A 21423-nucleotide genomic window follows, 5' to 3' on the forward strand; every position below is an offset into this window, starting at 1 on the left:
GTTTTGTCTTTAGGGACGCTTTTGTGTTCTGTCGACCACTGGTGCGCTTACTCCACTGCTTGGTGCCCGACACAGATGAGCTGCGAAATGCACATGTTCGGCGCGCACTGCACAAAATCAATCTTTTCAGCTACTTGTCCCGCTTGCCCGGGAATTGTCAACAGCCTTGCAAACAGATTGTGTGGACAACTTGATGGTCCTGGCATGAGGGCGGCATCTCGAATGCGGTCTGGCAATCGCAAATTAACGGTATATACTGTTTATACCGTTTATCAGTCTGGAGATGGTCATGAGTGAACCCAGCGTGAGGAAGCCGACGAAGAAGGCCTTTCACTTCCCGAAGAATGTCAACGGCCATGCGAAAGCCGATGAGAAGCCAGCAGATGAGAAGAGCGTGGCCGCAGCCGCAGCGCCAGATGCCCAGCCGGCTCCGACGAAGGCCGGCAAACAGAAGCGCGCGAAACCCGTTGAGGCAGCGCAAGTCAGTCCGGCAGCCGGGGTGAAAGCGAAACGCGCGAAGAAAGAGAAGGTGGTTCGCGACAGCTTCACGATGCCGAGGTCCGATTACGAGAAAATCGCGGCGCTGAAACAGAAGTGTCTCGACGCAGGCGTCTCGGTGAAAAAAAGCGAGCTTCTTCGCGCTGGTCTGCTCTTGCTGGACTCGGCCCCCACTGCCGAGGGTCTGCTGGCAGCTGTTTCTGCGGTCGAAACCGTCAAGACTGGTCGACCAGCAAAATCGTAGCTGTACGACGGTCCGAGCGGATTGCCCGTGCGGGCCGGGGTTCGCCGCTGTGCTTCGCTGAATGCTCCTGCGCGGTTCCTGGAACATCGGCCACTGTTCCATACGACACGCGCCATGACGTGATGGAGCGGTCACGAAACCGCGCGGCGATTACAAAAACAGCTGGGTCGACTGGCACGGATTCCTATGCCCGATAACCACCTTTCCAGTCGATTCGACGCTGACATCAACCACGTATTGTCCAAGGTTTTCGAGATGGGCGGTTTCGTTGAATCGCAAGTCATGAATGCGATGCAGGCGCTTAACCACCTCGATTTGGACCTGGTCGACAGAATCATCGCCGACGAGCGTCGAGTCAATGCCATCGAAGCGGAGGCCGATGAAGAGTGCATCAACCTCATCGCGCGGTACCAGCCGGCTGCACGCGACCTGCGTCTGCTGATGGCCATTTCGAAAATCGTCACGAACCTCGAGCGTGCTGGGGATGAAGCGCGGAAGGTCGCTAAGCGGACTCGACGAATTGCAGAAGACCACAATGCACCGACCATCAGTGTCGCGGAAATCGCGTTATCCGGTGAGATGGCCATGACTATCCTCCGCGGTGCGCTTGATGCATTCGCGCGCCTCGACGCAGTTGCCGCAGCACAAATCGTCCGCGACGACGACGCTATCGATGACCAGTTTCGTTTGTTCGTCCATGAGCTGGTGAAGTACATGATGGAGGCTCCCCGAATCATCCCCATCGCGCTGGACTACCTCTTCATCGCAAAGGCCATCGAACGCATTGGCGACCATGCGACGAACATAGCGGAATTCATTATCTACGTAGTCAAAGGCAAGGACGTGCGCCACGTTTCCCGTGAACAACTCGAACGCGAAGCATTCGGTCAATGATAGTGCGTGAAAGCAGGACGAAGCAGGGAGCGCATCGGTCGCGAAGACGGACTGACAGCGATGCGCTTCTCCTCGCCTTCGCAGTTAGTACGGGATGCACAACGCCATGGCGTCAAGGTGCTGCCGGTCGATGTGGCCATCAGCGTTTGGGACTCGTCGCTTGAGCAAAGTGCTGGCATCGTCGCTGACTATCGGTCTGTCGGTCTTACGCTTGGTCGACATCCGCTCGAACTGCTGCGGCCGGAGTTGCTCGCAAACCGGCTGATGCCAGCGTCGACTCTGCGCACCTATCGCGACGAGCGGCTCGCACGAGGCTGCGGTCTTGTTACCGCACGGCAACGGCCGGGCACTGCGAAGGGGGGCATGTTTGTGACGCTTGAAGACGAGACCGGCAACGTGAATGTAATCGTGTAGCCGAGCCTGCTCGAGAAGCAGAGAAAGGAAGCGCTCGGCGCATCGCTACTTGCCGTGTACGGAACATGGCAATGCGAAGGTGAGGTTCGACATCTGGTCGCGCAGCGCCTTGTCGATATGTCTCACCTGCTTGGCGGCCTGATTACTGCGAGCAGAAATTTTTGCTGACTTACCAACGTGCCTTTGGAATCTGCATTTCCTTTCAACAGCATATTTCGATTTCCCTCGTCAGCACAAGAGGCGGCTTTTCGACTACGTTGTCTTGCGGCGCAGTTGCTCGCGATGGGTTATGTGGTCCGCCAGCAGCCGTCGCATTGTGGCCAGCAACACCGGTCCGTCCACGGGTTTGGGAAGGAAGCCGTCGTAATTGATGAAGGCCGGTGGACTGGGTTCGCCGGAAACCAGTATGAAAGCAACGTCAGCTAGTCCAGGCAGCGTGCGCAAACGATGACAGAGTTCGCTGCCCGACATCACCGGCATGCGCCAGTCGGCGACCACTATGTCGACTGGGGATTCGATGAACATTGCCAATGCTGACTGGCCGTCGCTCGCGCTTCTTACATCAAATCCGTCAGTGGCACAGATTGCGCCCCACGCGGCCAAAGCCTCCGCATCATCGTCTACCAGCAGTACGCTTGTCATGACCAATTGCAAGAGTCGCCACATGTCGTTTGGCAGCTTGATGCAGGTCAAAGTTCACGGGCCATGCATCGACGCCGCATACGCGCAGGGTGCGGGAACAGGTGGTGGAGGGGGCGCCGGTGCAGGCCAGGGTGGCACCGGAATGGGAACGCCGAAAGCAAGCGGCGCTACAAAGTCACCATCTGGCGCGTCCGGCGCAAACACCATGGGTAAGTCGGGCGATATGTCGCAGAAACAGACGAAGCCGAAAATGCAGAAGAAGAGGGAATGAATGCGCCCGCCTCTGACAGCAGTGGAATGAAGAAGACTTACTGACAAGGGTGTCGCTGCGGAGGCACGCCGTTTAACCTGCCAGGTCAGCCTCGCGGTCAGGAGCGTGGTGCGGCAGGACACCAGCGACGCTGAATAGCGTCCGGAACGTCGAGTGGTCGGCGCAAAGCGACAACGAAGAGGCTCGTTGCGAGCATTGCGCCGCTGTCGCCCCGCCTTCAATAATTGCAACTCGACCAAGCGGTCAATGGCGGCTCTTCGTCAGCGCCATTCCAGTTTTCGTCACAGCGGCAGCCGACCCTTTAGGTCGGCTCCGCTCCCGTCGGCATCGGATTCTTCCTCTTCTATCTGTGCGCGGGGTTGCTCCCAATACTCGTCGGCGCGACCGTCGGGGCTGCCGTCTTTTTCCCGGAGCTCGTAGGCCCGTACACGAATCTTCTCTTCCCGCGAAACGTTGTCCATTGCTCAATCCTCCAGAGATTTTTCGCGAGCAGCTACTCGTGAAGTTGCTCCGCGTGCCAGTTTCACAGCGGAAGGCGAAAGCGTCGATGCGGGAGCAGAAAGGCCCACGCCGACGAACTTGTCGAAGCAATTGGCGTCCGAGTCATGCGTGATGACGCCGCCGCGCCGCGCTTCGCGTTGACTTCCAATCTCGGCGCTTGGTGGCGGATTCTGCTTTTTCGACAGGCGCTCTTGGCCGACTCCGCCTTGAACGTACGACGCCTGACGAACCGGCGCCGTAGGCGGCAAAGAGACAGACTATCTCCTGGACTGGCTTGATATTCGCGGCTTGCTTGCCCTTCGGCCCTATCTTCACGTTGAAGCTGACCTCCTGATTCTCTTTGCTGCGACTTGAACACGTCCCCGCTGATTTCCGAAAAATGAGCGAAAGGTCTTCGCCGCCGCCATCCGACGTGATGAAACCAAGACCCTTTGCGTCATTGAACCACTTTACTGTACCGGTCGCCATCGTGTGTCCAAACTCGAAAAGGCTGGCGGCTTCAGGTATCGCCGGTACAATCTAAGGGCCTATCGCTTTGACTACGAACATGGCCGGACGCCCGAGCGTACAAGACGATTTTTTGCAGATGCTCTTGAACGACAAGACCACCGTAGAACGACAAGACCACCGTAAACGTGTTCCTCGTGAACGGCATCAGACTGAGCGGTCAACTGGCCGACTTTGACCAGTTTGCAGTTCTGCTGGAGTCTGGCCTCGCTGCGCAACTTGTCTTCAAACATGCCATTTCGACCGTGCTGCCGGTCAGTGGCAGGAGCCAGGCACGTGACCCGACCGAGGCGCCGGTGAGTGGCGACAAGCCGAACCGCGTGCGAGGCCGTGTCCGATGAGAACTGCCATGACATGCTGTCGCTTACGCTTGACCTGCGCATAGCCAGACGACGTCCACGTCGAGAAGTTCAGAAAGGCGCGCACAATCCGTGCTCTTCGGAACGGTAACTCCGGCGCGCCAAAGGGTCACCTCGTGTTCCGGTACGCCGAGTGACCTGGCCACCCGACCGGAGGTCACCTTGGCGCGCTTGATGGTCATGTCCAGTCGTGCAGCGAAGGCCCGCCTGGAGCCGTTGTGTTTGAGAGTGCCTTGCAGATGTACATCAAGATTCAGACGACGATTCATGACGTGCAATGCTCCTGTAACTCATCGTGACCAAACCTACGTGCTTCAGGCTACGAAGGTATGACACGACTTCGATGTTGATGCTTGCGGTCGAACGCCATCACTCGGGCTGGCATGTCGTTCGCGTGAACTTCACTGCACCTGAACGCCCGTTGCGGCGCGCCTTCCCCGCTCTGAGTTAACGCTTTAAATGCCCGGTGTAATCGACACGGATACCGTTTTCCCTATCCCGTACGGGGTCAGAAGTCACTCCGCCGCTTTCTTCGAGTGAAGTAGCAGCGCAATGACAACGCTCGCAGACGTAGGTCTGTCGGAAAACTACCCGGAGGTCGGCACCTGTTCGTGCGTCACCGGCTTTGGTCACCAGCGGGTCCGGGAAGTTCCAGTGGCGAATATCTGCTTGCGTGGAAAAGAGCGGCGTGCTGTTCCACGACCTCGTCACACATCGCGATGATGGTCTCCGGCGAAAGCGCCATCGCAATAAGGACGCAGACGCATCCAGCAGGTGGCGGCGAGAGAAAAAACACCCTTTTTCAAGTGTGCCCCAGATAGGCAGATTCAATTGGCGCCCCGACCGCTGCCGTCCTGTAATTGTATTTTCGTCGTTTGCAGCTCCTGCATCTGTCGACGTCCGCAGAGCACCCTTACGCAGCCCAGTGCTGAGGACGTTGTACGGGCTCGTGGCCAAGACCAATACGCCTGCGGAGCCGGTGCCGAAAATGCAGCTGCTCGGGAGCTTCCATACGACGCGCTTCATCAGTAGGTCACCGTTGCCGAACATGCTGGGCGTTGGGCATACATCTTCCGGAGGCGAACATGGCTGATTTTCAGGGACAGGCTGCTACAGCGCAGCAAGCTAATCTTGACTTCTTTTTCGGCCTGGCCAGCAGAATGCTGGAGGGCGAGGAAAAGCTCGTCAGACTGAATCTGGATACGGCGAAAACGACGCTTGCCGATTGGCACCAACGCGAGCAAGACGGGCTGGCGAAAAAGGACCGACAGGAAGTTATCGGTCTGCAAGACGCGCTGGCGCTGCACTCGGCGGAGAAGGTCCTGACATACGAACGTCAGGTTGCGGAGATTGCGTCGACCACGCAAACGCAGCTGGCAGAGGTCGTCAATGCGCGGTACCAGGAGGTCAGCCGCCAGGTTCAATCGTTCGTCGAGAATCTCGCGCAAAACGCCCCGGTCGGCTCCGAAGCCACAATCGCATTTCTGAAACAAGCTTTCACGCTGGCCAACACCAGTCAGGAAAGCGTGCAAAAGGCCACGAAGCAGGCAGTCGAAGTCGCGCAAAGTAACCTGGCCGCTGCAACAAAAGCCGCATCGGAGGTGACCGAAGCGGCTGACCAGGCAGTCGAGAAAGCAGCAAAAGCGGCGAAGCAATAATTTGAAGGAACGTTGAACCCGGGGTCGCACGGCGCGGCGAGCTAAGGTGAACACGCAATGCGTGGCGCCTTGGCAGCCGTGCGCGCCGGTCTAGCTGCTGGTTAGAGGAACAGACTCACTGTTCCAGTTGCCATCGTCCGTTCCCGACAAAATTCGAAGAGCGCATTTACTTCAGTGAGCGTGAGTGTTGCAAGCCTTAGCCCAATCACAGTTACCAATGTACCTTGATGAAGGAGCCGTGTCTTCAAGGGGCCGCGGCGGGTGAGCTGTCGCCTTGCTTTCCCGGCTCCGATGAATATCTTGTGTGCCCGGATTGCACCGGCATCATGCACACCAACCGGTTCCCCCTCCCATCTCGACGACGACAATCGGCGTCAGATTTGTTCGACATCCAGTTCCCGTCGCTCGGGCGGTCTTCACCTGCATAGCTCACACTTGCTCGATTTGTGCCGGGACGACCGACGCGCCGTGCAGTGGCGCCCTACGTGTCCGTGGACTTCGCCCATCCTGCGAAAATGCGGCTCAATAGCCGTGCACCGGCCCGAAACCAGATTGAATCCCGAGCGCCTCGATTGAGCGCGGCGAACTCGTGACCGTCATCAAAAGGTGGGGGCGGCCACCTGCACCAGAGCATGCTCTGCAGTTGACTTCCGCCTGTTGACAGTGGGCGGGAACACGCTCCAGCTGCCGTCATCGTGCCTGAAGAAAAACAACGCGCGCGCTCCGGCTGGTGACGATGCTTCGACGCACACGTAGCGTCTCCCGTCCCCTGCGGCGCGACTGAATCTGGTCACATGAACGTGCATCGTGGGAGCCGGTGCGAGCCACTTTTCGACCTGACAACGCAGGGACTGCGCGTTGGTGTTTTTCATGTTCCGCTCCAGCAAGTTTTCCGTTCAGGTAACGGTACGGTTTCGCACCGTTCATCTCCTTAACGCCGCAGACGCTCGCAATGTTGACCAGGGGTTTGTGATTTCTGAAACCGGATATTTCGAGGTGAGTGGGCCTCAGAGAATTGCCAGGAACCGGACGACCGACGGCACAGTCCGGCTCGTCCCTGACCATCGAAATCCGCGCGCCCGCGTTGCCTGAGGGCGACTCCTGTCGCCTCGCCATGCACTGGAAGTTCCGGGTTGCTGATAAATCGACAGGATGGACGCGTTGTCAAGCGGGTCCGCGGAGAAGTCTGAATCTTTGCCGCTCGAGGCAACGCGAACGTCGTGCCTCTCACGGCGCTGCGCGACCGACGAGCTAGAATCGTGCTTCGACTCACGTAGAGAGAAATGAGCAGATGAATGATGCATTCGAGCGCCGTGCCTTGTTGCTTCACCTTGGAGACGTACTGGAGGTCGTGAACTGTCTCCTGAAATGTGGTGACGGCCACAAGACCGTACGCGAACTGGCCGCAGCGCACGACCCGCTTGGAGGCTTCCCGCTCCTGGAACAGGTATCGCCGCGGATGACAGCCGAGCAGTTTGTTCAGCGAGTGTCAGACGCCTTCCTCGCATGGCCACGGGAACTGCTTGAGCCTGAGCTGAATCGCAGGCGTCTTGCTTCCACTGTTCGACGGAGCCTGTTTGCCGGCAACGTGGAGGGATGGCGTGCGTATGTCGCTGCGTTACGGGGCGAAGTTCCGTGGTTCGGTGTGGGCCTGCCGCCGTTGAAAGCTGGCGAGGACGTGTGTGCTGACTCGACCGATGGCAGTTCCGAAGACTTGCAGGCGGACGAGGCTCCGAGCGCTGTCGATGTCGAGCGCAATGGCGGACAAGCCGAGGACCAACGGGAGAGCGTTGAAAGCAGTGGGCGAGTCTACCCCTCATGGCCGTGGAAGTCCGACGCGTAAGTTGTGGAGACGGCGTGAGGGTAGATGAACGGTTCGCTTGACCTGACTCCACGTCGCCGGTGATTCCGCTGCGTTCGTCGACGTCGACAGGGTCCGAATTGTGCGCGCCGCCGCTCTACGGGAGCGTTACGCTTGGGGCGCTGACAAACCGTGCTGGTAGTACCCCTCTACTGCTTATATCTGTCGTATCGCTCAAGGAAAGACGTCGTACCAACGGACGCGCCTGGTCCCTCCCGAAATTGGAATTCCTCCTGCAGAGTCAGGGAATTTCGCATGCGACGGGCGCCTTTGGGTGGCCGTTGGTTTTGCGGATTCGTGCCACAGCCGATTGGCTCGTGCATCCTTCCTTCTCGCATATCTCAAACGCACGCCATGTCCAGCCAGTCACCACTTCACGACGTCATTAGCCTCGCCGAAATCCAGTCGCTCGCGGACACAAAAACGTTCGGGCGCGGCAAGGCGTATTTTCACGAGGGCGCCGTCTCGCGCCTCGAAGAGCGCGATGGTGTCCTTCGCGCGAACGTACGCGGCACGCACCGGTACAGCGTCGAGCTTGGCGCGGGCGACGACGGCGAGCTGACCTACGAATGCGACTGTCCGGTCGGCGAGGACGGTATCTTCTGCAAGCACGCGGTCGCGGTCGCCCTGTCGTGGCTCGAGAATACCGGCGCGGAAGTGTTTCATGCCGAGGAATCAGAGCCGGCAAAGCCTCGTAAAAAGCGCAAGACGTACGAGGAGCAGATTCGTGAATATGTTGCGACGCTGAATGCGCAAGCCGTGCGCGACCTGCTGCTGGAAGCGGTCGAGCGCGACATGGCGCTGCGCGACAGGCTGCTGTTCGCGGCGCGCGCGGCGAACGCCAGTGACCTCCCGGGCATGAAGACCGCGGTACGGCAGGCGACGCGCATTTCGAGGCCGCTCGACTGGCGCGAAGCCGGCGCGTACGGCGATGGGCTGATGTCGCTCGCGCACATGCTGCGGCAGCGGCTCGCCAGTCCTCAGGCCACCCAGTTGGTCGAGCTTGCGGAACTGGCGATTGCCGGCGCCGAAGCAAGTCTCGAGCAGATTGATGACTCCGGCGGCGAAGTGATGCCGGCCATCATGGAGCTTGTCGCCGTACATCTCGAAGCATGCCGACAGACCCGGCCGGACCCAACGAAGCTTGCCGAGCGACTGTTCCGGTTCCAGACCGACGGCGTGTGGGATACCTTCTACGATGTGTTGCCGGCTTACGCCGAACCGCTCGGCGACCTTGGGATTCATCGGTACCGCACGCTTGTCGAGCGCGCATGGGACGCCCTGCCGGCACTGGCGCCGAGCAATGAATTTCGCCGGTCGTTCGAACCGCTCCGCATGCGGCTGGAACGCGCGATGGAGGCGCTGGCCGACCTCGACGGCGATATTGACGCACTGATTCGCATCCGCTCAAAGGACCTGTCGAGTCCCTACCGCTTCCTGCTGGTCGCAGAGCTTTGCGCGAAGCACGGACGTTACGACGAAGGACTGGCGTGGGCCGAACGCGGCCTCGCGGAATCAGGAAAGAACCTGGACCAGCGCCTGCTCGATTTCTGCATTCAGGAATACCTGCGCCGCGGCGAATTCGCGAAAGCCGATGCGTTCGCGTGGCAACGCTTCGAGATGCGTCCGGGTGCAGAAGCATTCGCCGCCTTGATGGATGTCGCAAAGGCTACCGGCCAGCACGATACGACGCGCGAGCGCGCGCTCAATCATTTGTGGGAACTTGTTCGTGCTGAAGAGGGCTCGACCAAGGCGCAGCGCAGCTCCTGGCAGATGCCGACGCGAACCGAACTGGTCAAAATCTTTCTTGCCGGGCGCAAGCACGATATTGCCTGGGAGACGTTCTGCGGCGGTCCGGTGGCGACACACATGTGGGCAACGATGGCATCCGTGCGCGGGAAGACCCATCCGCATGACGCCATCGTCCTGTATCACCGCCTGCTACCCATCGCCGCCGAGAGTGGAACGCGTAATGCCCGGTATGAGGAGGCGTTCGGCATCGTGCGGACTATCGGGAAATTGCGAGCAGAACTGAAGGAGCATGCAGAGTTCGCCGATGAACTGCAGACCATCCGCGAGACCTATCGTGCCAAGCGCAACTTCATGAAGCTGCTGGCGACACTGGGATAGTCGTGGCTGTCTACTCATGCGCGCGCCCAATCCGGTCCTGGGGCATGCGCTTCGCCCCGGGGTTTCGAAGCTGGCGACGATGCGGGAACCCTTGATGAGTTTTGTTCCCTGCACGAACTCCCGCCGACGGCATATTGGCCTTTCGGGGCATCGGCATGTGCCGTGAGGGCTAGCCTCCTTTATATGTCCCGGATGCCGTCCTCGATGTGTCACGAGCGGTGCCAGATTTTCGTGACCAGTGAATCGGCGGAGTTGGCGCTGCCCGGGAATGATGCCGTCGCCATCGACACTTTCCGCCGACCGCGCCGCTATGAGCGCATGACATCCGCGAGGTCATCGAGCGACAGCGGTTTGATGAGATGGCAGTCAAATATCCGCTCATCAATCTGAGGTCTGCCTGGGGCATCGGTACTGCCGGTCAATGCGACCAGTTTCGTCAGGGAGCATTGGGCGCGAAGGCGAAGTAGTTGTGCGAGCTCGATGCCATCCATCCCTGGCATCGTGATATCAATCAGCGCAACGTCCGGCGTGAAAGATTCCACTATCGAGAGCGCGTCGGGTCCGCTCAGTGCCCGCTTCACCTCGTGCCCCTCCAGTTCCAGCAATGTACCGAGCGCCGCCGTGGCGTCTGCGTTGTCATCCACGAGAAGGATGCGAGTCGGTGCCATGGTGCGTGTCGCGGACGCGACGGGGGCACTCATGCTTTTGCAGACGATGGGAAGCTGCACGGTGACTTCCGTCCCTTGGCCTTCACCGTCGCTCGCAACGATAACCGTGCCGTTGTGCGCGGCAACCAGATGCTTCACGACCGCCAGTCCGATTCCGAGTCCGCCTTCTGCCTTTCCGCGTGCTGACGCCGACTGGGCAAACATCTCGAAGACGTGTGGCAGCAGTGACGACGAAATGCCCGCGCCGTTGTCCCTCACCGTGATGACCGCAGTGCGGGGCGATGAATCGTGTATCGGCTCGATGCTCAGGTCCGGTGCCTCGACTGACAAAGTGATGTCGCCGCCAGGAGGGGTGTATTTCACGGCATTCGTCAGCAGATTCGATATGACCTGGGTGAGTCGGGCAGCGTCGGCGTGAACGGTCACCGGAAACGGCGGAATGGTCACATGGATGCGGTGCTCACCGTTTCTGACGTCGGCTTTCATCGCCATCACCGCATCGGCCACGATATCCTGGAGCAGCCCGTACGAAGGGCGCACAGACAGTTTGCCATGCCTTATCCGGGACGCGTCGAGCAGGTCGCCGACGAGCCGTTTCAGTATCCGCATCTGCCTGTCGGCGATGCCGAGCGCAGACAATACGGCGGGATTATCTGTAGCGAGCTTTCGTGCGGCAGTCAGGGCGCTGTCGATAGGTGCGAGAGGATTGCGCAGTTCGTGGCTCAGCAACGCAATGAAGTCGTCCTTGCGTGCCTCGGCGAGAGTCAGGGCATTCCTTGACGCCTCCGCCTCTGCCGCGCGCGCTTCGGCGTCAGCTTTCGCCCGGGTCATCGTGAGCGTTGCACAGGTGAAGTTCGCGAGGCTGGTCAGGATTCTACGGTCCTCGGCATCGAAAACGCGTTCCCTGTCGTGAGACATCACCCACAGGGTGCCCCACGGCTCAGGTTCGCCCGGAATCGGTACAACCAGTTCTTCGACAATCTCGGGGGCAATGTGTTTCAGAAAGGCGAAGTGGCGCTGGGGAAAGGAAAAGAGTTGCCCCGTTGCCAGTTCCAGCGTCACGCCGCCTGGACTCTCCGCAATCGGGATGGTGCTGCCCACGGCGGCAACGCATGCACCCGAAACCGCGACCCAGCGGAAGATGGGCGTGCCGTCGGTGTCCGTTTCCACCAGGCCGATGCCCGCGCTGCCCGCGTCGCACAGACTCAGTGCCATATCCGAGAGCGTCTGCAGCATGGCGCCGTCCGACGACGTCAGCGCCTGTGCCAGACGGTGCATCGCGCTGCTTTCCGCCGCATAGTCGGGCGGGCGATGCGGACGCGTGTCGAGCGTCGGTGTGGCGAGACTACCCTCGCGCCGCGCGCGGTCCGCTGCCGATGATGCAGACGGTCCGGCCATATGGCCTCCACGGTGGTAACTGATGGGTGCTTGAATGGAAAAATTACCGTGCCGATTGAATTTTAGGCGCTGCACCACAAAGACCTGGGCAATAACGCCTTCCGGGACGCAGACAAGCCTGGGTATGACCATTACTGCACCGAACAATTTCCCTGCTATACAAACGCGGCACCTAGATTGGCGATAGTACTGCTCGTTGATGACGACCCGAATATTCTGCGTCCGCTTCGACTGCTGGTGGAGCGGGAAGGATACCGCGTGCTCACAGCCGGCGATGGGGAGGCCGCGCTCGCCGTCGCTGCCATCGAGAGTCCCGGTCTTATTGTGACCGACTGGATGATGCCGCGCGTCGATGGCGTCGAATTGTGTCGACGCCTGAAGGGCGACACCGCGACAGCTGACATCCCGGTGGTCATGCTGTCGGCCGCGTTGCCGCCTGAACCGGCGGAGCCACTATGGGATGTGCTGCTGCTGAAGCCAGTCCCTATAAATCGGTTGATAAAGTCGATTCATTGTCTGCTCGACATACCGCGCCAGAACGCGCCAGGAAGCACGTCCCCGCACTGAACGTTCGATATCGGGTTCCCGTCACTCAGGCGTCTGGCGACGCAGGTCGTGCTGACTCGCGTCGTCGGGCGTTCTTTCCTCAACGCCACCCGGTTGCGACCTGTCTTGTAACCTGTTTCCCTTCCGGGAGGTAAGCATGCGCGGGACGGCAGTTGACGTGCGTTTCGACAGCACGCATTTGCTTCTGGACCTGTCCGACGGCCGGGCTGTCCGGTTTCCATTGAACTGGTTTCCTGTTCTGGAGGCGGCAACGCCAACTGAGCGCGAACACATTGCTATCTCGATGGACCGCCAGCAGTTGCTCTGGCCTGAAATCGATGAGGATGTGTGCGTGTCTGCGCTGCTTGCCTTTCTGTCTGATACGGCACGTCGCTAGCGCTTTTCAAATACTTTGGGGCTCCTGCCTGGCACTGGAGCGGTGTCGCCATACTTCGCGTGAGGCGACGTTCAATTGTTTGTTGGGGAGATGCCATGGAACGAACCGGAAACATCAGTATTCTGTTCATCGCGGGCTTTAGTCCAATCGTTCATAATGTGGAGCCTTCGACGGCGATGCCACGGGAGCGTCGTGAGCATACGCACACGCGTGACCCACTAGAACCTGCCGCAACAAAATTGACTACAGACACAAAATGCGGCCACCCCCTGACGACACGTTCTGACGAATTCCCCGAAATCTACTAGTGCAATCGCCATGTGAGTGGGAAGTGCCGGTGTGCCCCCGGCGCATGACGGTGTGCGCCGCGTCGCTCAGTGCTTCCGGCGATTTAGACGGGCTATGCGCTAGACTTTCGAGGTGAATGCAAGAGTTTCGGTCGCCGAGGAATCCGGATGGAAAACAAGGAACATTGGGACCATGTCTATCGGGCGAAGAGCCCGAGCGCCGTAAGCTGGTATCGGCCGCACCTTGACACCTCGCTGAGGCTGATTAGCGAAGTTGCATCGAACCTTGACGAAAGCATCATCGATGTGGGTGGCGGCGAATCGACACTGGTAGATGATTTGCTCGTGCGCGGGTACCGGGATTTGACCGTTCTGGATATGTCAGCCGTCGCTCTTGAGGCAACCAGACGACGGTTGGGAACGCTTGCCGAATACGTAACGTGGGTCGAATCCGATATCACACTGGTGCATTTGCCGGAAGCTCGCTATGACGTTTGGCACGACCGCGCTGCGTTTCACTTCCTGACCCAAGCGTCGCAGCGAGACGCATATGTCAGCCTGCTCACGACTTCACTCAAGCCCGGGGCGCATGCGGTCATTGCGACGTTCGGCCCGGAAGGACCCGTCAGGTGCAGCGGGCTGGACGTGACGAGATACGACGTGGCAGGCCTGTCCGATGAAATCGGCCCCGGATTCGAGTTGCTCTCGAGCACGCTCGAAGACCACGAGACGCCCAGTCACTCCAGACAGCAGTTTCTGTACTGCTGCTTCCGCAAGCGGTGACGCAGCTACACTGGTTTGTCTGCAGTGGCAACCCATGACAGGAGCCGCTGTCCATACCGGCCGTTTAACCATAGGAACAGCGCGGTAATACCAAAATTCCACACCAGTATCATCATCGTGGCGTCGAGCGGGTGCAGGATTGACAACGCTATCGCGGTTAGCGCCGCGACCGCAAGGGTTCCAGTCATGGTGACCGGGGTTGGCGACAGGCGGCCTATGTAGCGCAGCATCATGAGCATCGCCACGGATAGCGGCACGCTGACGAGCACCAGCGTTGCGAAGCATCGGGCCGTTTCTCCCAAAGACATACCGTCCGGCCCAATGGAGACCCAATTGGTCAGGCAGCCATAGCCAATGGTCGCCACCCAAACGAGCGAGGCAGGTATTGGCAACAGAAGCCAGCGACGTGACATACCTGGCACGCTGGCGATGAAGGCCGCCATTGCTGCGAGGACGCCGGTCATCATGGCTGCGACTACGCCTGTGACAAAGAGAGGTTGATGGAGTTTGAGCGCCAGGTCCGCACGCACCCCATGTGCGATACCGACGAAAAGCATCACGAGGCCCGCGAACAACAGCCAGCATGCAGCCCTCGTCGCGGGATGACGCAGGCGCCGGACCGGCGTTGCGTCGGCAACCAGCACGTCAATCAGGTCGGAGGTCCGGGTCATGATTTGCTACCTCGAGGCAGTAACAGTCCACGCAGCCGTTTCATCGCCCGGTGAGTGGCCACTTTCAACGCGGCAACCGACGTTCCGCTCGCAGCCGCAGCCTCCTGAAGGGACATTTCCTCAAGCTTGAGCATTCGCATGGCGTCGCGCTGTCCGACTGGCAGTTGTTCTATCGCTTCCCTGACCAGGCGGGCATCTGCCGCCTCTTCCTGTAGGTTCGCTTCGGCAGCAGGAAAGGTTTCCAGGTCCGTTTCCACCAGGGTTTCATGTGACCCGATGCGCCCGCGCCGACGCAGTCCATCGACGATGCGCCGGTTGGCAATGGCCACCAGCCACGGTCCAAAAGGGCGGGTCGGGTCGTAGGTATTGCGGACTGAGTGCACGGTGAGCAGCACATCCTGAACCGTGTCCTCGATGTCTTCATCACTGCGGATGTGGCGTGCCGCGAGCGCGCGAAGATAGGGGGCGATGTCCTGGAGCAGCCGGCGATAGGCCTCCCTGTCGCCCGCCTGTGCTCTCGCCATGGCACTGGACCAGTCCAGCGTGCCGTCAGCACGGCTGGCGGGTGGCTCGGGCTGTTGGCCAGATGCAGACGTCTCAGGGCCGTCTCTCGCGGAACCTGGGACTGGGCTGGTTGTGTGCGGATGCGGGGGCATCCGAAAATTCTGCTGCGAGGACAGCCATTTGTCACGTAGAAAAGTTTACCCGGGACGTAACCTTTTGCGACGACCGGCCGAACTTTCCTATACGGCTCGGGTGCAGGGCCGCAACTCTCAGGAGGATGCGCGATGAACAAACATGTTATGGCCGCTTCGACCCTGTCGTCGGCAATCGGCCTGGCGCTTGCGCTACAGGCGCTGCCGGCTCAGGCTCAGGAAATGAAGGACATGAGCAAGATGCCCCAGGTCGTCAAAGACAACATGGCCCGGATGGAAAAGAACAAACTCGAGAAGTGCTATGGCATTAACGCCGTGTCGAAGAACGATTGCGCGGAGGGCGCCCACTCCTGCGCCGGTCAGGCCACCCAGGCACGCGACGCCAAGTCATTCGTTCTGCTCCCCGCTGGAGATTGCAGCAAAATCCAGGGCGGCAAGCTGAAGCCCGCATAAGCAGCGGAGTCGTCGATGCCCGTCTCTTCTGTTGCTTTGCAATCCGTGGACAGCCCGATACCGGCACATGCCGGGATTGGGCTGAGGTTCCGACATCATCAAGAGGTGCTCGAAAAGCGCCCGCCGGTCGCGTGGTTCGAGGTGCACACCGAGAACTACATGGGTGGCGGAAGCGCGCCGGGCTATCTGGATGCCATACGTCGCGATTACCCAGTCTCTCTTCACGGTGTCGGGCTCTCTCTGGGTAGCGCCGAGGGGTTAGACGCTACCCATCTGGAGCGCGTGCGCGCAGTCGTCGGCCGCATTGAGCCGGGCCTCGTCTCCGAGCACCTGTCGTGGAGCATGAGTGGCGGCACCTACCTTGCGGACCTGCTGCCATTACCGCTGACGGAAGAGGCGCTTGCGGTCGTCTGTACGCATGTCGACTACGTCCAGACATATCTGCGGCGGCGCATCTCGATAGAGAATCCGTCGACCTATTTGCGCTTCAGCCACTCGACCATCCCTGAGTGGGAGTTCCTGACGGAGCTCGCGCGTCGCACAGGGTGCGGCGTCCTGTGCGACGTCAACAATATCTATGTCAGTGCCCGCAATCACGGATGGAATGCACGGACCTATCTGGATGCCCTGCCTCCGTCGGCGGTGACCGAGATTCATCTGGCCGGTCACAGTGTGCGGCAGCTCGACCATGGGCAGGTCATTCGCATCGACGACCACGGCTCGCGCGTGGCCCCGCCGGTATGGGCCCTGTTTCAACAGGCACTCCAGCGCTTCGGTCCCGTTCCCACCCTTATCGAGTGGGATACGGACGTGCCAACGCTCGAAGTCCTGATGGAGGAGGCGGCGATTGCGCAGGCATTTATGGAGGGGGAGCAGAATGACAACGTCTGCGCCAACGCTGCTTGAGTTGCAACGCGCGGTCCGCAATGACCTGCTCGGTCTTGCTGACGGCGCCGCAGCTAAATACGTAGTAGCCGAAGGGCTAGTCCCTCAGGCACGGCTCGCCATTTATCAAAATACGATGAACAGTACCCTGCTCAAAGCGTTGCAGCTTTCCTATCCGGCCGTACAGGCCTTGGTCGGGGAAGAATTCTTCGAAGGTGCGGCTCGATTGTTCATTGCGCAATGCCCGCCGTCGCAGGCGCAGCTCGATAGCTATGGTGCGACGTTCCCGGATTTCCTGGCACAGATGGGGGAAACAGCGTCGCTCGACTATCTGCCGGACACCGCGCGCCTTGAATGGGCCGTGAACGAGGTGCTGCATGCGTCAGACGCAAAGCCGCTCGACCTGCGACGCCTTGAGCGACTGAACGAAGACGGGTTGCAGTCCGTGCGTTTTGTGTCGAGCCGTGCTGTCCGACTGCTTGAATCAGACTTTCCGGTGGATGCAATCTGGCGTGCGGTATTGACCCACGACGATAAAGCATTGGCGGATATCAGACTGGATGCTGACCCGGTCTGGCTCCACGTTTACCGGAGCGCGGCCGGCGTAGAGGTCAGGCAGATAGCCGAGTGGCAATGGCGGATTACAACGGCGTTGGTTGCGGGGCACCCACTGCACGACGCGCTTGCCGAAGCGTCGGACAGGGATGCGTACGTATGGCTCGCATCGCTCCTGGCATCGGGTTGTTTTGTCGATGCCGGCACGTTCGGTCCGACAACAGGGAGCCCGCGCACATGACACGAGAATCTCAATCCGCCCTTCGCGGGTCGACGCTGAACGGCCGCATACTACATGTCGTTGGATGGCTGGAGCGCGTGCCGTATACGGTCCTTGCGCTCCCATTGCGGTTCGCTGTGGCAACGGTCTTCTGGAACTCGGCGATGACCAAACTTGCCGACTGGAACGCCGCGCTCGAACTGTTCAGGGAAGACTATCGATTGCCGGTGCTTCCGCCGGAGGTCGCCGCTTACCTTGCAGTGTCAATCGAACTGACGACACCGGTTCTATTGCTGTCGGGCCTGGCCACGCGACCCGTCGCGTTTGTGTTGCTCGGCATGACGACCGTCATCGAGGTGTTTGTGTATCCGCAGGCGTGGCCCACGCACATCCAGTGGGCTGCCATGCTGCTGGTTCTGTTGTGCCGGGGCGCGGGCAACTGGTCGGTGGACCATCTGTTATATAGACGCTTTAGTACCGTCTCCAGCAATGGGTCACGTCGCCCGGCAGACTGAGACCGACCTTTTTTGTCATTGAGTGACGCATCCGGTTCGGCGACTATAACGGGAAGAATGAGGTAGTCAGTCCAGATTCAGAGAGACGAAGTGATGAAGACAGTCATACGTGAATCGACCATCACCTGTCCGATGTGCGGGCACGCCAAACGAGAAATGATGCCCGTCGATGCTTGCGTGTGGTTTTACGAGTGCGAGCGCTGCAAAACAGTTCTCAAGCCGAAGGCCGGGGATTGCTGCGTTTACTGCTCATATGGCACGACGGCGTGCCCCCCGGTGCAACAGGCGGGTGCGTGTTGCGCCCGCTGATTTGCCGAGGAAACGCGCAATGGCCTTTCCTGTCAAACGAATAACATGTGTGCACCGCTGGTATCCGGAGAATGAGCATGTGGAAAACGATAGCGCGCATTTTTCTTGTTGCAACGCTTGCCTTTGCTGCAGTCGGTGCGGTCGGCGGCGAACAGGCGTTCAGCCAGGCGCAGTTTGACCAGTTGAACGCCGCCGGCAAGCCGGTCATTGTCTACTTCCATGCGACCTGGTGCCCGACCTGCAAGGTTCAGCAGCCGATTGTCGACCGCCTTGCAGCGCAACCGGATATGAAGCAGGTGACTATCTTCGTGGCCGACTACGACAAGGAAGCCGCCCTGAAGCACGCCATGAAGGTGACGCAGCAGTCGACCTTCGTCGTGTTCAAAGGTGGCCACGAAGTCGGCCGGTCGACAGGGCAAACGCGCGAGCGGGATATCAGGGATACGTTCGCAAAGGCCTTGTGATGGACTTCGGACTGGGGACATTCGGACTGAGCTTCGCGGCGGGCGCGTTGTCGACGTTGTCCCCCTGTGTGCTGCCGCTGGTGCCGGTTCTCGTCGCGTCGGCGTTGTCGGCGCACCGGATGGCAGTCTTCGCACTCGCGCTCGGATTGGGTGCCTCCTTTTCAGTCATCGGCATTTTTCTGGCGACGCTGGGCGCATCGCTCGGTTTCGAAGATAGCATCTTTCGCAACGTTGCCGCGCTGATGATGATTCTGTTTGGACTGGTGGTGCTCTCTGCCCGCCTGCAGACAATGTTCAGTCGTGCGACCGCACGCTTCGGCAGCGCGGGCCAGAGGTGGTTGAGCAAGGTAAAGGGCGAGACCCTGCCCGGTCAGTTCGCTATTGGACTGCTCGTAGGCGTCGTCTGGACACCGTGCGTTGGTCCGACATTAGGAGCGGCCACGACGCTCGCGTCGCAGGGACGAAACCTTGCCGATGTCGCCTTGCTGATGATGGTGTTTGGTGTTGGCGCCGGCCTTCCGCTGGTCATACTGGGTACGCTTTCGCGAGCGTCGATGACAAGGTGGCGCGGCGGACTTGGTTCTGCGGCGAGGGTCGGAAAGGCCATCTTCGGAGCATTCTTCGTCGCATTCGGCGTGCTTGCCCTAACCGGCCTGGACAAGGTGCTCGAGACTGCAATTCTCTCGGCAAGTCCACCGTGGCTGATTGCCTTCACAACGGCCTTGTGACCGGCAACATCCGGGAACGCCACTGCCAGCGTCCTCAAGAACTGTGTGTGCCATCCGATAGCGTGGTTGATTGCAGCGGCGCCTCAAACCCTGGCACCTGTTCTGTTCGCTGCCCGTTGACGCTTCGGTTGCAATGGACCCCGAGTGGGCGGCCACTCGCAGACTGGCCGCGTAGGCCACAACGCCACGGTCGCGATGGAGGTGACTGTTACTGCACGAAGAATGACGCCACCGCAGAAATCGTCTACGCGTCAACAAGTTGGCGGTTGCATACTCAGAATATCCACAGCCTTGCCAACAGAATCTGTGAACAACCGGGAAGATGCAACGGTGCGACGGATATGCGGTGAGTCACACCGTTCGCGAAAAACAGAAGCTTCTGAACAGAGTCCGTCGTATCAAAGGGCAGGTCGAGGCCATCGAGCGTGCGCTTGAGGAAGAGCGCGGATGCAATGACGTCCTTCAGCAAATCACGAGCTGCAGGGGCGCGATGAAGGGTCTGCTGGCGGTGGTGCTTGAGGACCACATCCGCACCCATCTGGTCGACGCAGAAGAAGCTGGCGACGGGCGCGACGGTAGTGCGACGGAGCAGCTAATCGAAGTGGTCCACAGCTACTTCAAGTAGAGGCAGTAATGAGCGAATTTGAAAACACCGCTTTTGGGGCGGGGCACGACCACATCTTTCTGGGCGCAGCTCACGAAAGCAACGAGCGCAAGACTTGGGCGGTGATTGCGCTGTGCAGCGCGATGATGCTTGTTGAAATCGTCGGCGGGAGCATGTTCGGCTCGTTGGCGCTTGTCGCCGACGGCCTGCATATGTCGACGCACGCGGGTGCGATGCTGATTGCGGCGTTAGCGTACACCTACGCTCGCAAACACGCGGCTGATTCGCGGTTTGTTTTCGGTACTGGCAAGCTCGGTGACCTGGCAGGGTTCACCAGTGCCGTCGTGCTGGCGATGATTGCCCTGCTGATTGGCTACGAAGCCGTCTCGCGGTTTCTCTCGCCTGTGCCTATTCACTTCGGCGAAGCAATTCCAATCGCGGTGGTCGGGCTGCTGGTCAACATTGCGAGTGTCTGGTTGCTAAGCGGGGACCATCATGGTCACAGTCATGGACAGAGCCATGGCCATGGCCACGATGAGCATGCGCACGAAGACGAGGCTCAACGCGTATTCGCGCCATCAGGTGTTTTCGTTTTATCCATCTTTGAAGATGGCGTATCTCCGGTATTCCGCATCACGCCAGAAACCTCGAATTCGAAGCTCGATGCGGCTGCTATCTCGGTGACGACAATACGGCCTGATGGCACGCGGCAGCCTTTCGCGTTTGCTGACCGGGGTGGCTACCTGGAGTCGAAAGAAGACATCCCTGAACCGCACGCGTTCAAGGCTATCGTCCGGCTGTCCGATGGCGAGCATGAAGTCGAATTCGAAGAGCACGAGCACGACCATGACGTTGTTCGCGAAGCCGCCGTCCGTGACCACAACATCCGGTCTGCTTACATCCATGTGATGGCAGACGCGGCAGTCTCCGTGCTGGCCATTATTGGTCTCGTGCTGGCTCGCGCGTTTGGCTGGCTGTGGATGGACCCGCTCGCGGGTGTCATCGGTGCACTGGTGATTGCGAACTGGTCCTACGGTTTGATGCGCGACACAGGGGGAATTCTGCTCGACATGAACCCGGACCGGAAGATGGCCGACCACGTGCGTCATGTGATTGAAGACAACGGTGACAAGGTGCTCGACCTTCACGTGTGGCGCGTGGGGCCTGGTCACATGAGCGCCGTGGTATCGGTTGCGACTAGTGAATCGCAACGTAGCCCGAGCTTCTATCATTTGGCCCTCAAGCGCTTCAAGGGCCTGTCGCATGTGACGGTCGAGGTGAATCCCACCCGCGCGGCGGCTTGAG

The 21423-nt window shown here is 59.8% G+C and carries 26 protein-coding genes and 1 pseudogene; 19 read left to right on the forward strand and 8 right to left on the reverse strand.

The annotated features are described in order from the left end of the window. Positions 1–289 precede the first annotated feature (289 nt). The 3 genes and pseudogenes from HDG39_RS07115 to HDG39_RS07125 form a co-directional block, all read left to right on the forward strand. Complete coding sequence (locus tag HDG39_RS07115) at positions 290–742, forward strand: hypothetical protein (protein ID WP_184004402.1); 453 nt, start codon at positions 290–292, stop codon at positions 740–742. Between the two features lie 186 nt (positions 743–928). After that, positions 929–1636, forward strand: coding sequence for a phosphate signaling complex protein PhoU (gene phoU / locus HDG39_RS07120; protein WP_184004404.1), 708 nt, complete (start codon positions 929–931; stop codon positions 1634–1636). 60 nt (positions 1637–1696) lie between these two features. After that, positions 1697–2218, forward strand: a pseudogene (locus HDG39_RS07125) (error-prone DNA polymerase); the annotation flags it as partial. A gap of 84 nt (positions 2219–2302) precedes the next feature. Here HDG39_RS07125 and HDG39_RS07130 read toward each other — a convergent pair. The 3 genes from HDG39_RS07130 to HDG39_RS35790 form a co-directional block, all read right to left on the reverse strand. Next, on the reverse strand, positions 2303–2692 hold the full coding sequence (locus HDG39_RS07130) for a response regulator (protein ID WP_184004406.1): 390 nt from the start codon (positions 2690–2692) through the stop codon (positions 2303–2305). A 552-nt stretch (positions 2693–3244) separates the two neighbouring features. After that, positions 3245–3424, reverse strand: coding sequence for a DUF2934 domain-containing protein (locus HDG39_RS07135; protein WP_184004408.1), 180 nt, complete (start codon positions 3422–3424; stop codon positions 3245–3247). A 142-nt stretch (positions 3425–3566) separates the two neighbouring features. Continuing rightward, positions 3567–3932 carry a cold-shock protein gene (locus HDG39_RS35790; RefSeq protein ID WP_184004410.1) on the reverse strand — a complete coding sequence of 122 codons (366 nt, stop codon included), beginning with the start codon at positions 3930–3932 and terminating at the stop codon, positions 3567–3569. A 176-nt stretch (positions 3933–4108) separates the two neighbouring features. On the opposite strand from HDG39_RS35790, the gene HDG39_RS07145 reads away from it, so the two are divergent. After that, positions 4109–4312 (forward strand): RNA chaperone Hfq, encoded by a 204-nt coding sequence (locus HDG39_RS07145; RefSeq protein ID WP_409259160.1) that lies wholly within the window; start codon positions 4109–4111, stop codon positions 4310–4312. A gap of 23 nt (positions 4313–4335) precedes the next feature. Here HDG39_RS07145 and HDG39_RS07150 read toward each other — a convergent pair whose 3' ends face one another. Further along, a complete protein-coding gene (locus HDG39_RS07150; protein WP_184004411.1) occupies positions 4336–4599 on the reverse strand; it encodes a helix-turn-helix domain-containing protein in 264 nt (87 codons plus the stop codon). Positions 4600–5415: 816 nt separating this feature from the next. On the opposite strand from HDG39_RS07150, the gene phaP reads away from it, so the two are divergent. After that, a complete protein-coding gene (phaP, locus tag HDG39_RS07155) occupies positions 5416–5988 on the forward strand; it encodes a TIGR01841 family phasin (RefSeq protein ID WP_184004413.1) in 573 nt (190 codons plus the stop codon). A 599-nt stretch (positions 5989–6587) separates the two neighbouring features. Here the strand turns inward: phaP and HDG39_RS07160 are convergent. After that, a complete protein-coding gene (locus tag HDG39_RS07160; protein ID WP_184004415.1) occupies positions 6588–6860 on the reverse strand; it encodes a hypothetical protein in 273 nt (90 codons plus the stop codon). A gap of 419 nt (positions 6861–7279) precedes the next feature. On the opposite strand from HDG39_RS07160, the gene HDG39_RS07165 reads away from it, so the two are divergent. Both HDG39_RS07165 and HDG39_RS07170 read left to right on the forward strand, forming a co-directional pair. Beyond that, positions 7280–7831, forward strand: coding sequence for a hypothetical protein (locus HDG39_RS07165; RefSeq protein ID WP_184004417.1), 552 nt, complete (start codon positions 7280–7282; stop codon positions 7829–7831). Positions 7832–8203: 372 nt separating this feature from the next. Further along, entirely contained in the window at positions 8204–9979 is a 1776-nt protein-coding gene (locus HDG39_RS07170; RefSeq protein ID WP_184004419.1) for an SWIM zinc finger family protein, read from the forward strand. A 308-nt stretch (positions 9980–10287) separates the two neighbouring features. Here the strand turns inward: HDG39_RS07170 and HDG39_RS07175 are convergent, their stop codons facing one another. Then, positions 10288–12045 (reverse strand): hybrid sensor histidine kinase/response regulator, encoded by a 1758-nt coding sequence (locus HDG39_RS07175; protein ID WP_184005203.1) that lies wholly within the window; start codon positions 12043–12045, stop codon positions 10288–10290. Positions 12046–12222: 177 nt separating this feature from the next. On the opposite strand from HDG39_RS07175, the gene HDG39_RS07180 reads away from it, so the two are divergent. The 3 genes from HDG39_RS07180 to HDG39_RS07190 all read left to right on the forward strand — a co-directional run bounded on the left by HDG39_RS07180 (position 12223) and on the right by HDG39_RS07190 (position 14058). After that, positions 12223–12612: a response regulator gene (locus tag HDG39_RS07180; RefSeq protein ID WP_260327567.1), complete on the forward strand. Its 390-nt coding sequence runs from the start codon at positions 12223–12225 to the stop codon at positions 12610–12612. Between the two features lie 136 nt (positions 12613–12748). Next, complete coding sequence (locus tag HDG39_RS07185) at positions 12749–12988, forward strand: DUF2442 domain-containing protein (RefSeq protein ID WP_184004421.1); 240 nt, start codon at positions 12749–12751, stop codon at positions 12986–12988. A gap of 455 nt (positions 12989–13443) precedes the next feature. Next, the gene (locus tag HDG39_RS07190; protein WP_184004423.1) at positions 13444–14058 is read left to right on the forward strand and encodes a class I SAM-dependent methyltransferase; all 615 of its coding nucleotides are present in this window, start codon (positions 13444–13446) and stop codon (positions 14056–14058) included. A 5-nt stretch (positions 14059–14063) separates the two neighbouring features. On the opposite strand, the gene HDG39_RS07195 is transcribed toward HDG39_RS07190, so the two are convergent. Both HDG39_RS07195 and HDG39_RS07200 read right to left on the reverse strand, forming a co-directional pair. Continuing rightward, entirely contained in the window at positions 14064–14729 is a 666-nt protein-coding gene (locus HDG39_RS07195) for an NrsF family protein (RefSeq protein WP_184004425.1), read from the reverse strand. After that, entirely contained in the window at positions 14726–15253 is a 528-nt protein-coding gene (locus HDG39_RS07200; protein ID WP_184004427.1) for a sigma-70 family RNA polymerase sigma factor, read from the reverse strand. Before HDG39_RS07200 ends, HDG39_RS07195 begins: the two co-directional genes overlap by 4 nt. Before the next feature lie 264 nt (positions 15254–15517). Here HDG39_RS07200 and HDG39_RS07205 point away from each other — a divergent pair, with 264 nt between their 5' ends. The 9 genes from HDG39_RS07205 (at position 15518) to dmeF (ending at position 21422) form a co-directional block, all read left to right on the forward strand. Continuing rightward, positions 15518–15838, forward strand: coding sequence for a BufA1 family periplasmic bufferin-type metallophore (locus tag HDG39_RS07205; protein WP_184004429.1), 321 nt, complete (start codon positions 15518–15520; stop codon positions 15836–15838). Positions 15839–15853: 15 nt separating this feature from the next. Beyond that, on the forward strand, positions 15854–16744 hold the full coding sequence (gene bufB, locus HDG39_RS07210) for an MNIO family bufferin maturase (RefSeq protein ID WP_184004431.1): 891 nt from the start codon (positions 15854–15856) through the stop codon (positions 16742–16744). Then, positions 16716–17519 carry an HvfC/BufC N-terminal domain-containing protein gene (locus tag HDG39_RS07215; RefSeq protein WP_184004433.1) on the forward strand — a complete coding sequence of 268 codons (804 nt, stop codon included), beginning with the start codon at positions 16716–16718 and terminating at the stop codon, positions 17517–17519. Before bufB ends, HDG39_RS07215 begins: the two co-directional genes overlap by 29 nt. Next, the gene (locus HDG39_RS07220) at positions 17516–18013 is read left to right on the forward strand and encodes a DoxX family protein (protein WP_184004435.1); all 498 of its coding nucleotides are present in this window, start codon (positions 17516–17518) and stop codon (positions 18011–18013) included. Before HDG39_RS07215 ends, HDG39_RS07220 begins: the two co-directional genes overlap by 4 nt. Before the next feature lie 93 nt (positions 18014–18106). After that, a complete protein-coding gene (locus HDG39_RS34915) occupies positions 18107–18322 on the forward strand; it encodes a GDCCVxC domain-containing (seleno)protein (protein WP_260327570.1) in 216 nt (71 codons plus the stop codon). Positions 18323–18399: 77 nt separating this feature from the next. Then, entirely contained in the window at positions 18400–18786 is a 387-nt protein-coding gene (locus HDG39_RS07225) for a thioredoxin family protein (protein ID WP_184004436.1), read from the forward strand. Next, positions 18786–19514 (forward strand): cytochrome c biogenesis CcdA family protein, encoded by a 729-nt coding sequence (locus HDG39_RS07230; protein ID WP_184004438.1) that lies wholly within the window; start codon positions 18786–18788, stop codon positions 19512–19514. Before HDG39_RS07225 ends, HDG39_RS07230 begins: the two co-directional genes overlap by 1 nt. Positions 19515–19860: 346 nt before the next feature. Then, on the forward strand, positions 19861–20139 hold the full coding sequence (locus HDG39_RS07235) for a metal/formaldehyde-sensitive transcriptional repressor (RefSeq protein ID WP_184004440.1): 279 nt from the start codon (positions 19861–19863) through the stop codon (positions 20137–20139). Positions 20140–20147: 8 nt separating this feature from the next. Continuing rightward, on the forward strand, positions 20148–21422 hold the full coding sequence (gene dmeF / locus HDG39_RS07240; RefSeq protein WP_184004442.1) for a CDF family Co(II)/Ni(II) efflux transporter DmeF: 1275 nt from the start codon (positions 20148–20150) through the stop codon (positions 21420–21422). The last annotated feature ends 1 nt before the right edge of the window (position 21423 follow it).

Origin of the sequence: Paraburkholderia lebeckiae, assembly GCF_014201005.1 — a bacterium.
Taxonomy (GTDB): domain Bacteria; phylum Pseudomonadota; class Gammaproteobacteria; order Burkholderiales; family Burkholderiaceae; genus Paraburkholderia; species Paraburkholderia tuberum.

Coding starts and splice junctions, on each gene's coding strand:
- HDG39_RS07160 (WP_184004415.1), bottom strand. CDS start 6,860: ATGAAAAACACCAACGCGCAGTCCCTGCGTTGTCAGGTCGAAAAGTGG.
- HDG39_RS07195 (WP_184004425.1), bottom strand. CDS start 14,729: ATGACCCGGACCTCCGACCTGATTGACGTGCTGGTTGCCGACGCAACG.
- phaP (WP_184004413.1), top strand. CDS start 5,416: ATGGCTGATTTTCAGGGACAGGCTGCTACAGCGCAGCAAGCTAATCTT.
- HDG39_RS07225 (WP_184004436.1), top strand. CDS start 18,400: ATGTGGAAAACGATAGCGCGCATTTTTCTTGTTGCAACGCTTGCCTTT.
- HDG39_RS07190 (WP_184004423.1), top strand. CDS start 13,444: ATGGAAAACAAGGAACATTGGGACCATGTCTATCGGGCGAAGAGCCCG.
- HDG39_RS07185 (WP_184004421.1), top strand. CDS start 12,749: ATGCGCGGGACGGCAGTTGACGTGCGTTTCGACAGCACGCATTTGCTT.
- HDG39_RS07150 (WP_184004411.1), bottom strand. CDS start 4,599: ATGAATCGTCGTCTGAATCTTGATGTACATCTGCAAGGCACTCTCAAA.
- HDG39_RS07175 (WP_184005203.1), bottom strand. CDS start 12,045: ATGGCCGGACCGTCTGCATCATCGGCAGCGGACCGCGCGCGGCGCGAG.
- dmeF (WP_184004442.1), top strand. CDS start 20,148: ATGAGCGAATTTGAAAACACCGCTTTTGGGGCGGGGCACGACCACATC.
- HDG39_RS34915 (WP_260327570.1), top strand. CDS start 18,107: ATGAAGACAGTCATACGTGAATCGACCATCACCTGTCCGATGTGCGGG.
- phoU (WP_184004404.1), top strand. CDS start 929: ATGCCCGATAACCACCTTTCCAGTCGATTCGACGCTGACATCAACCAC.
- HDG39_RS07230 (WP_184004438.1), top strand. CDS start 18,786: ATGGACTTCGGACTGGGGACATTCGGACTGAGCTTCGCGGCGGGCGCG.
- HDG39_RS07115 (WP_184004402.1), top strand. CDS start 290: ATGAGTGAACCCAGCGTGAGGAAGCCGACGAAGAAGGCCTTTCACTTC.
- HDG39_RS35790 (WP_184004410.1), bottom strand. CDS start 3,932: ATGGCGACCGGTACAGTAAAGTGGTTCAATGACGCAAAGGGTCTTGGT.
- HDG39_RS07130 (WP_184004406.1), bottom strand. CDS start 2,692: ATGACAAGCGTACTGCTGGTAGACGATGATGCGGAGGCTTTGGCCGCG.
- HDG39_RS07200 (WP_184004427.1), bottom strand. CDS start 15,253: ATGGCGAGAGCACAGGCGGGCGACAGGGAGGCCTATCGCCGGCTGCTC.
- HDG39_RS07170 (WP_184004419.1), top strand. CDS start 8,204: ATGTCCAGCCAGTCACCACTTCACGACGTCATTAGCCTCGCCGAAATC.
- HDG39_RS07165 (WP_184004417.1), top strand. CDS start 7,280: ATGAATGATGCATTCGAGCGCCGTGCCTTGTTGCTTCACCTTGGAGAC.
- HDG39_RS07220 (WP_184004435.1), top strand. CDS start 17,516: ATGACACGAGAATCTCAATCCGCCCTTCGCGGGTCGACGCTGAACGGC.
- HDG39_RS07215 (WP_184004433.1), top strand. CDS start 16,716: ATGACAACGTCTGCGCCAACGCTGCTTGAGTTGCAACGCGCGGTCCGC.
- bufB (WP_184004431.1), top strand. CDS start 15,854: ATGCCCGTCTCTTCTGTTGCTTTGCAATCCGTGGACAGCCCGATACCG.
- HDG39_RS07135 (WP_184004408.1), bottom strand. CDS start 3,424: ATGGACAACGTTTCGCGGGAAGAGAAGATTCGTGTACGGGCCTACGAG.
- HDG39_RS07205 (WP_184004429.1), top strand. CDS start 15,518: ATGAACAAACATGTTATGGCCGCTTCGACCCTGTCGTCGGCAATCGGC.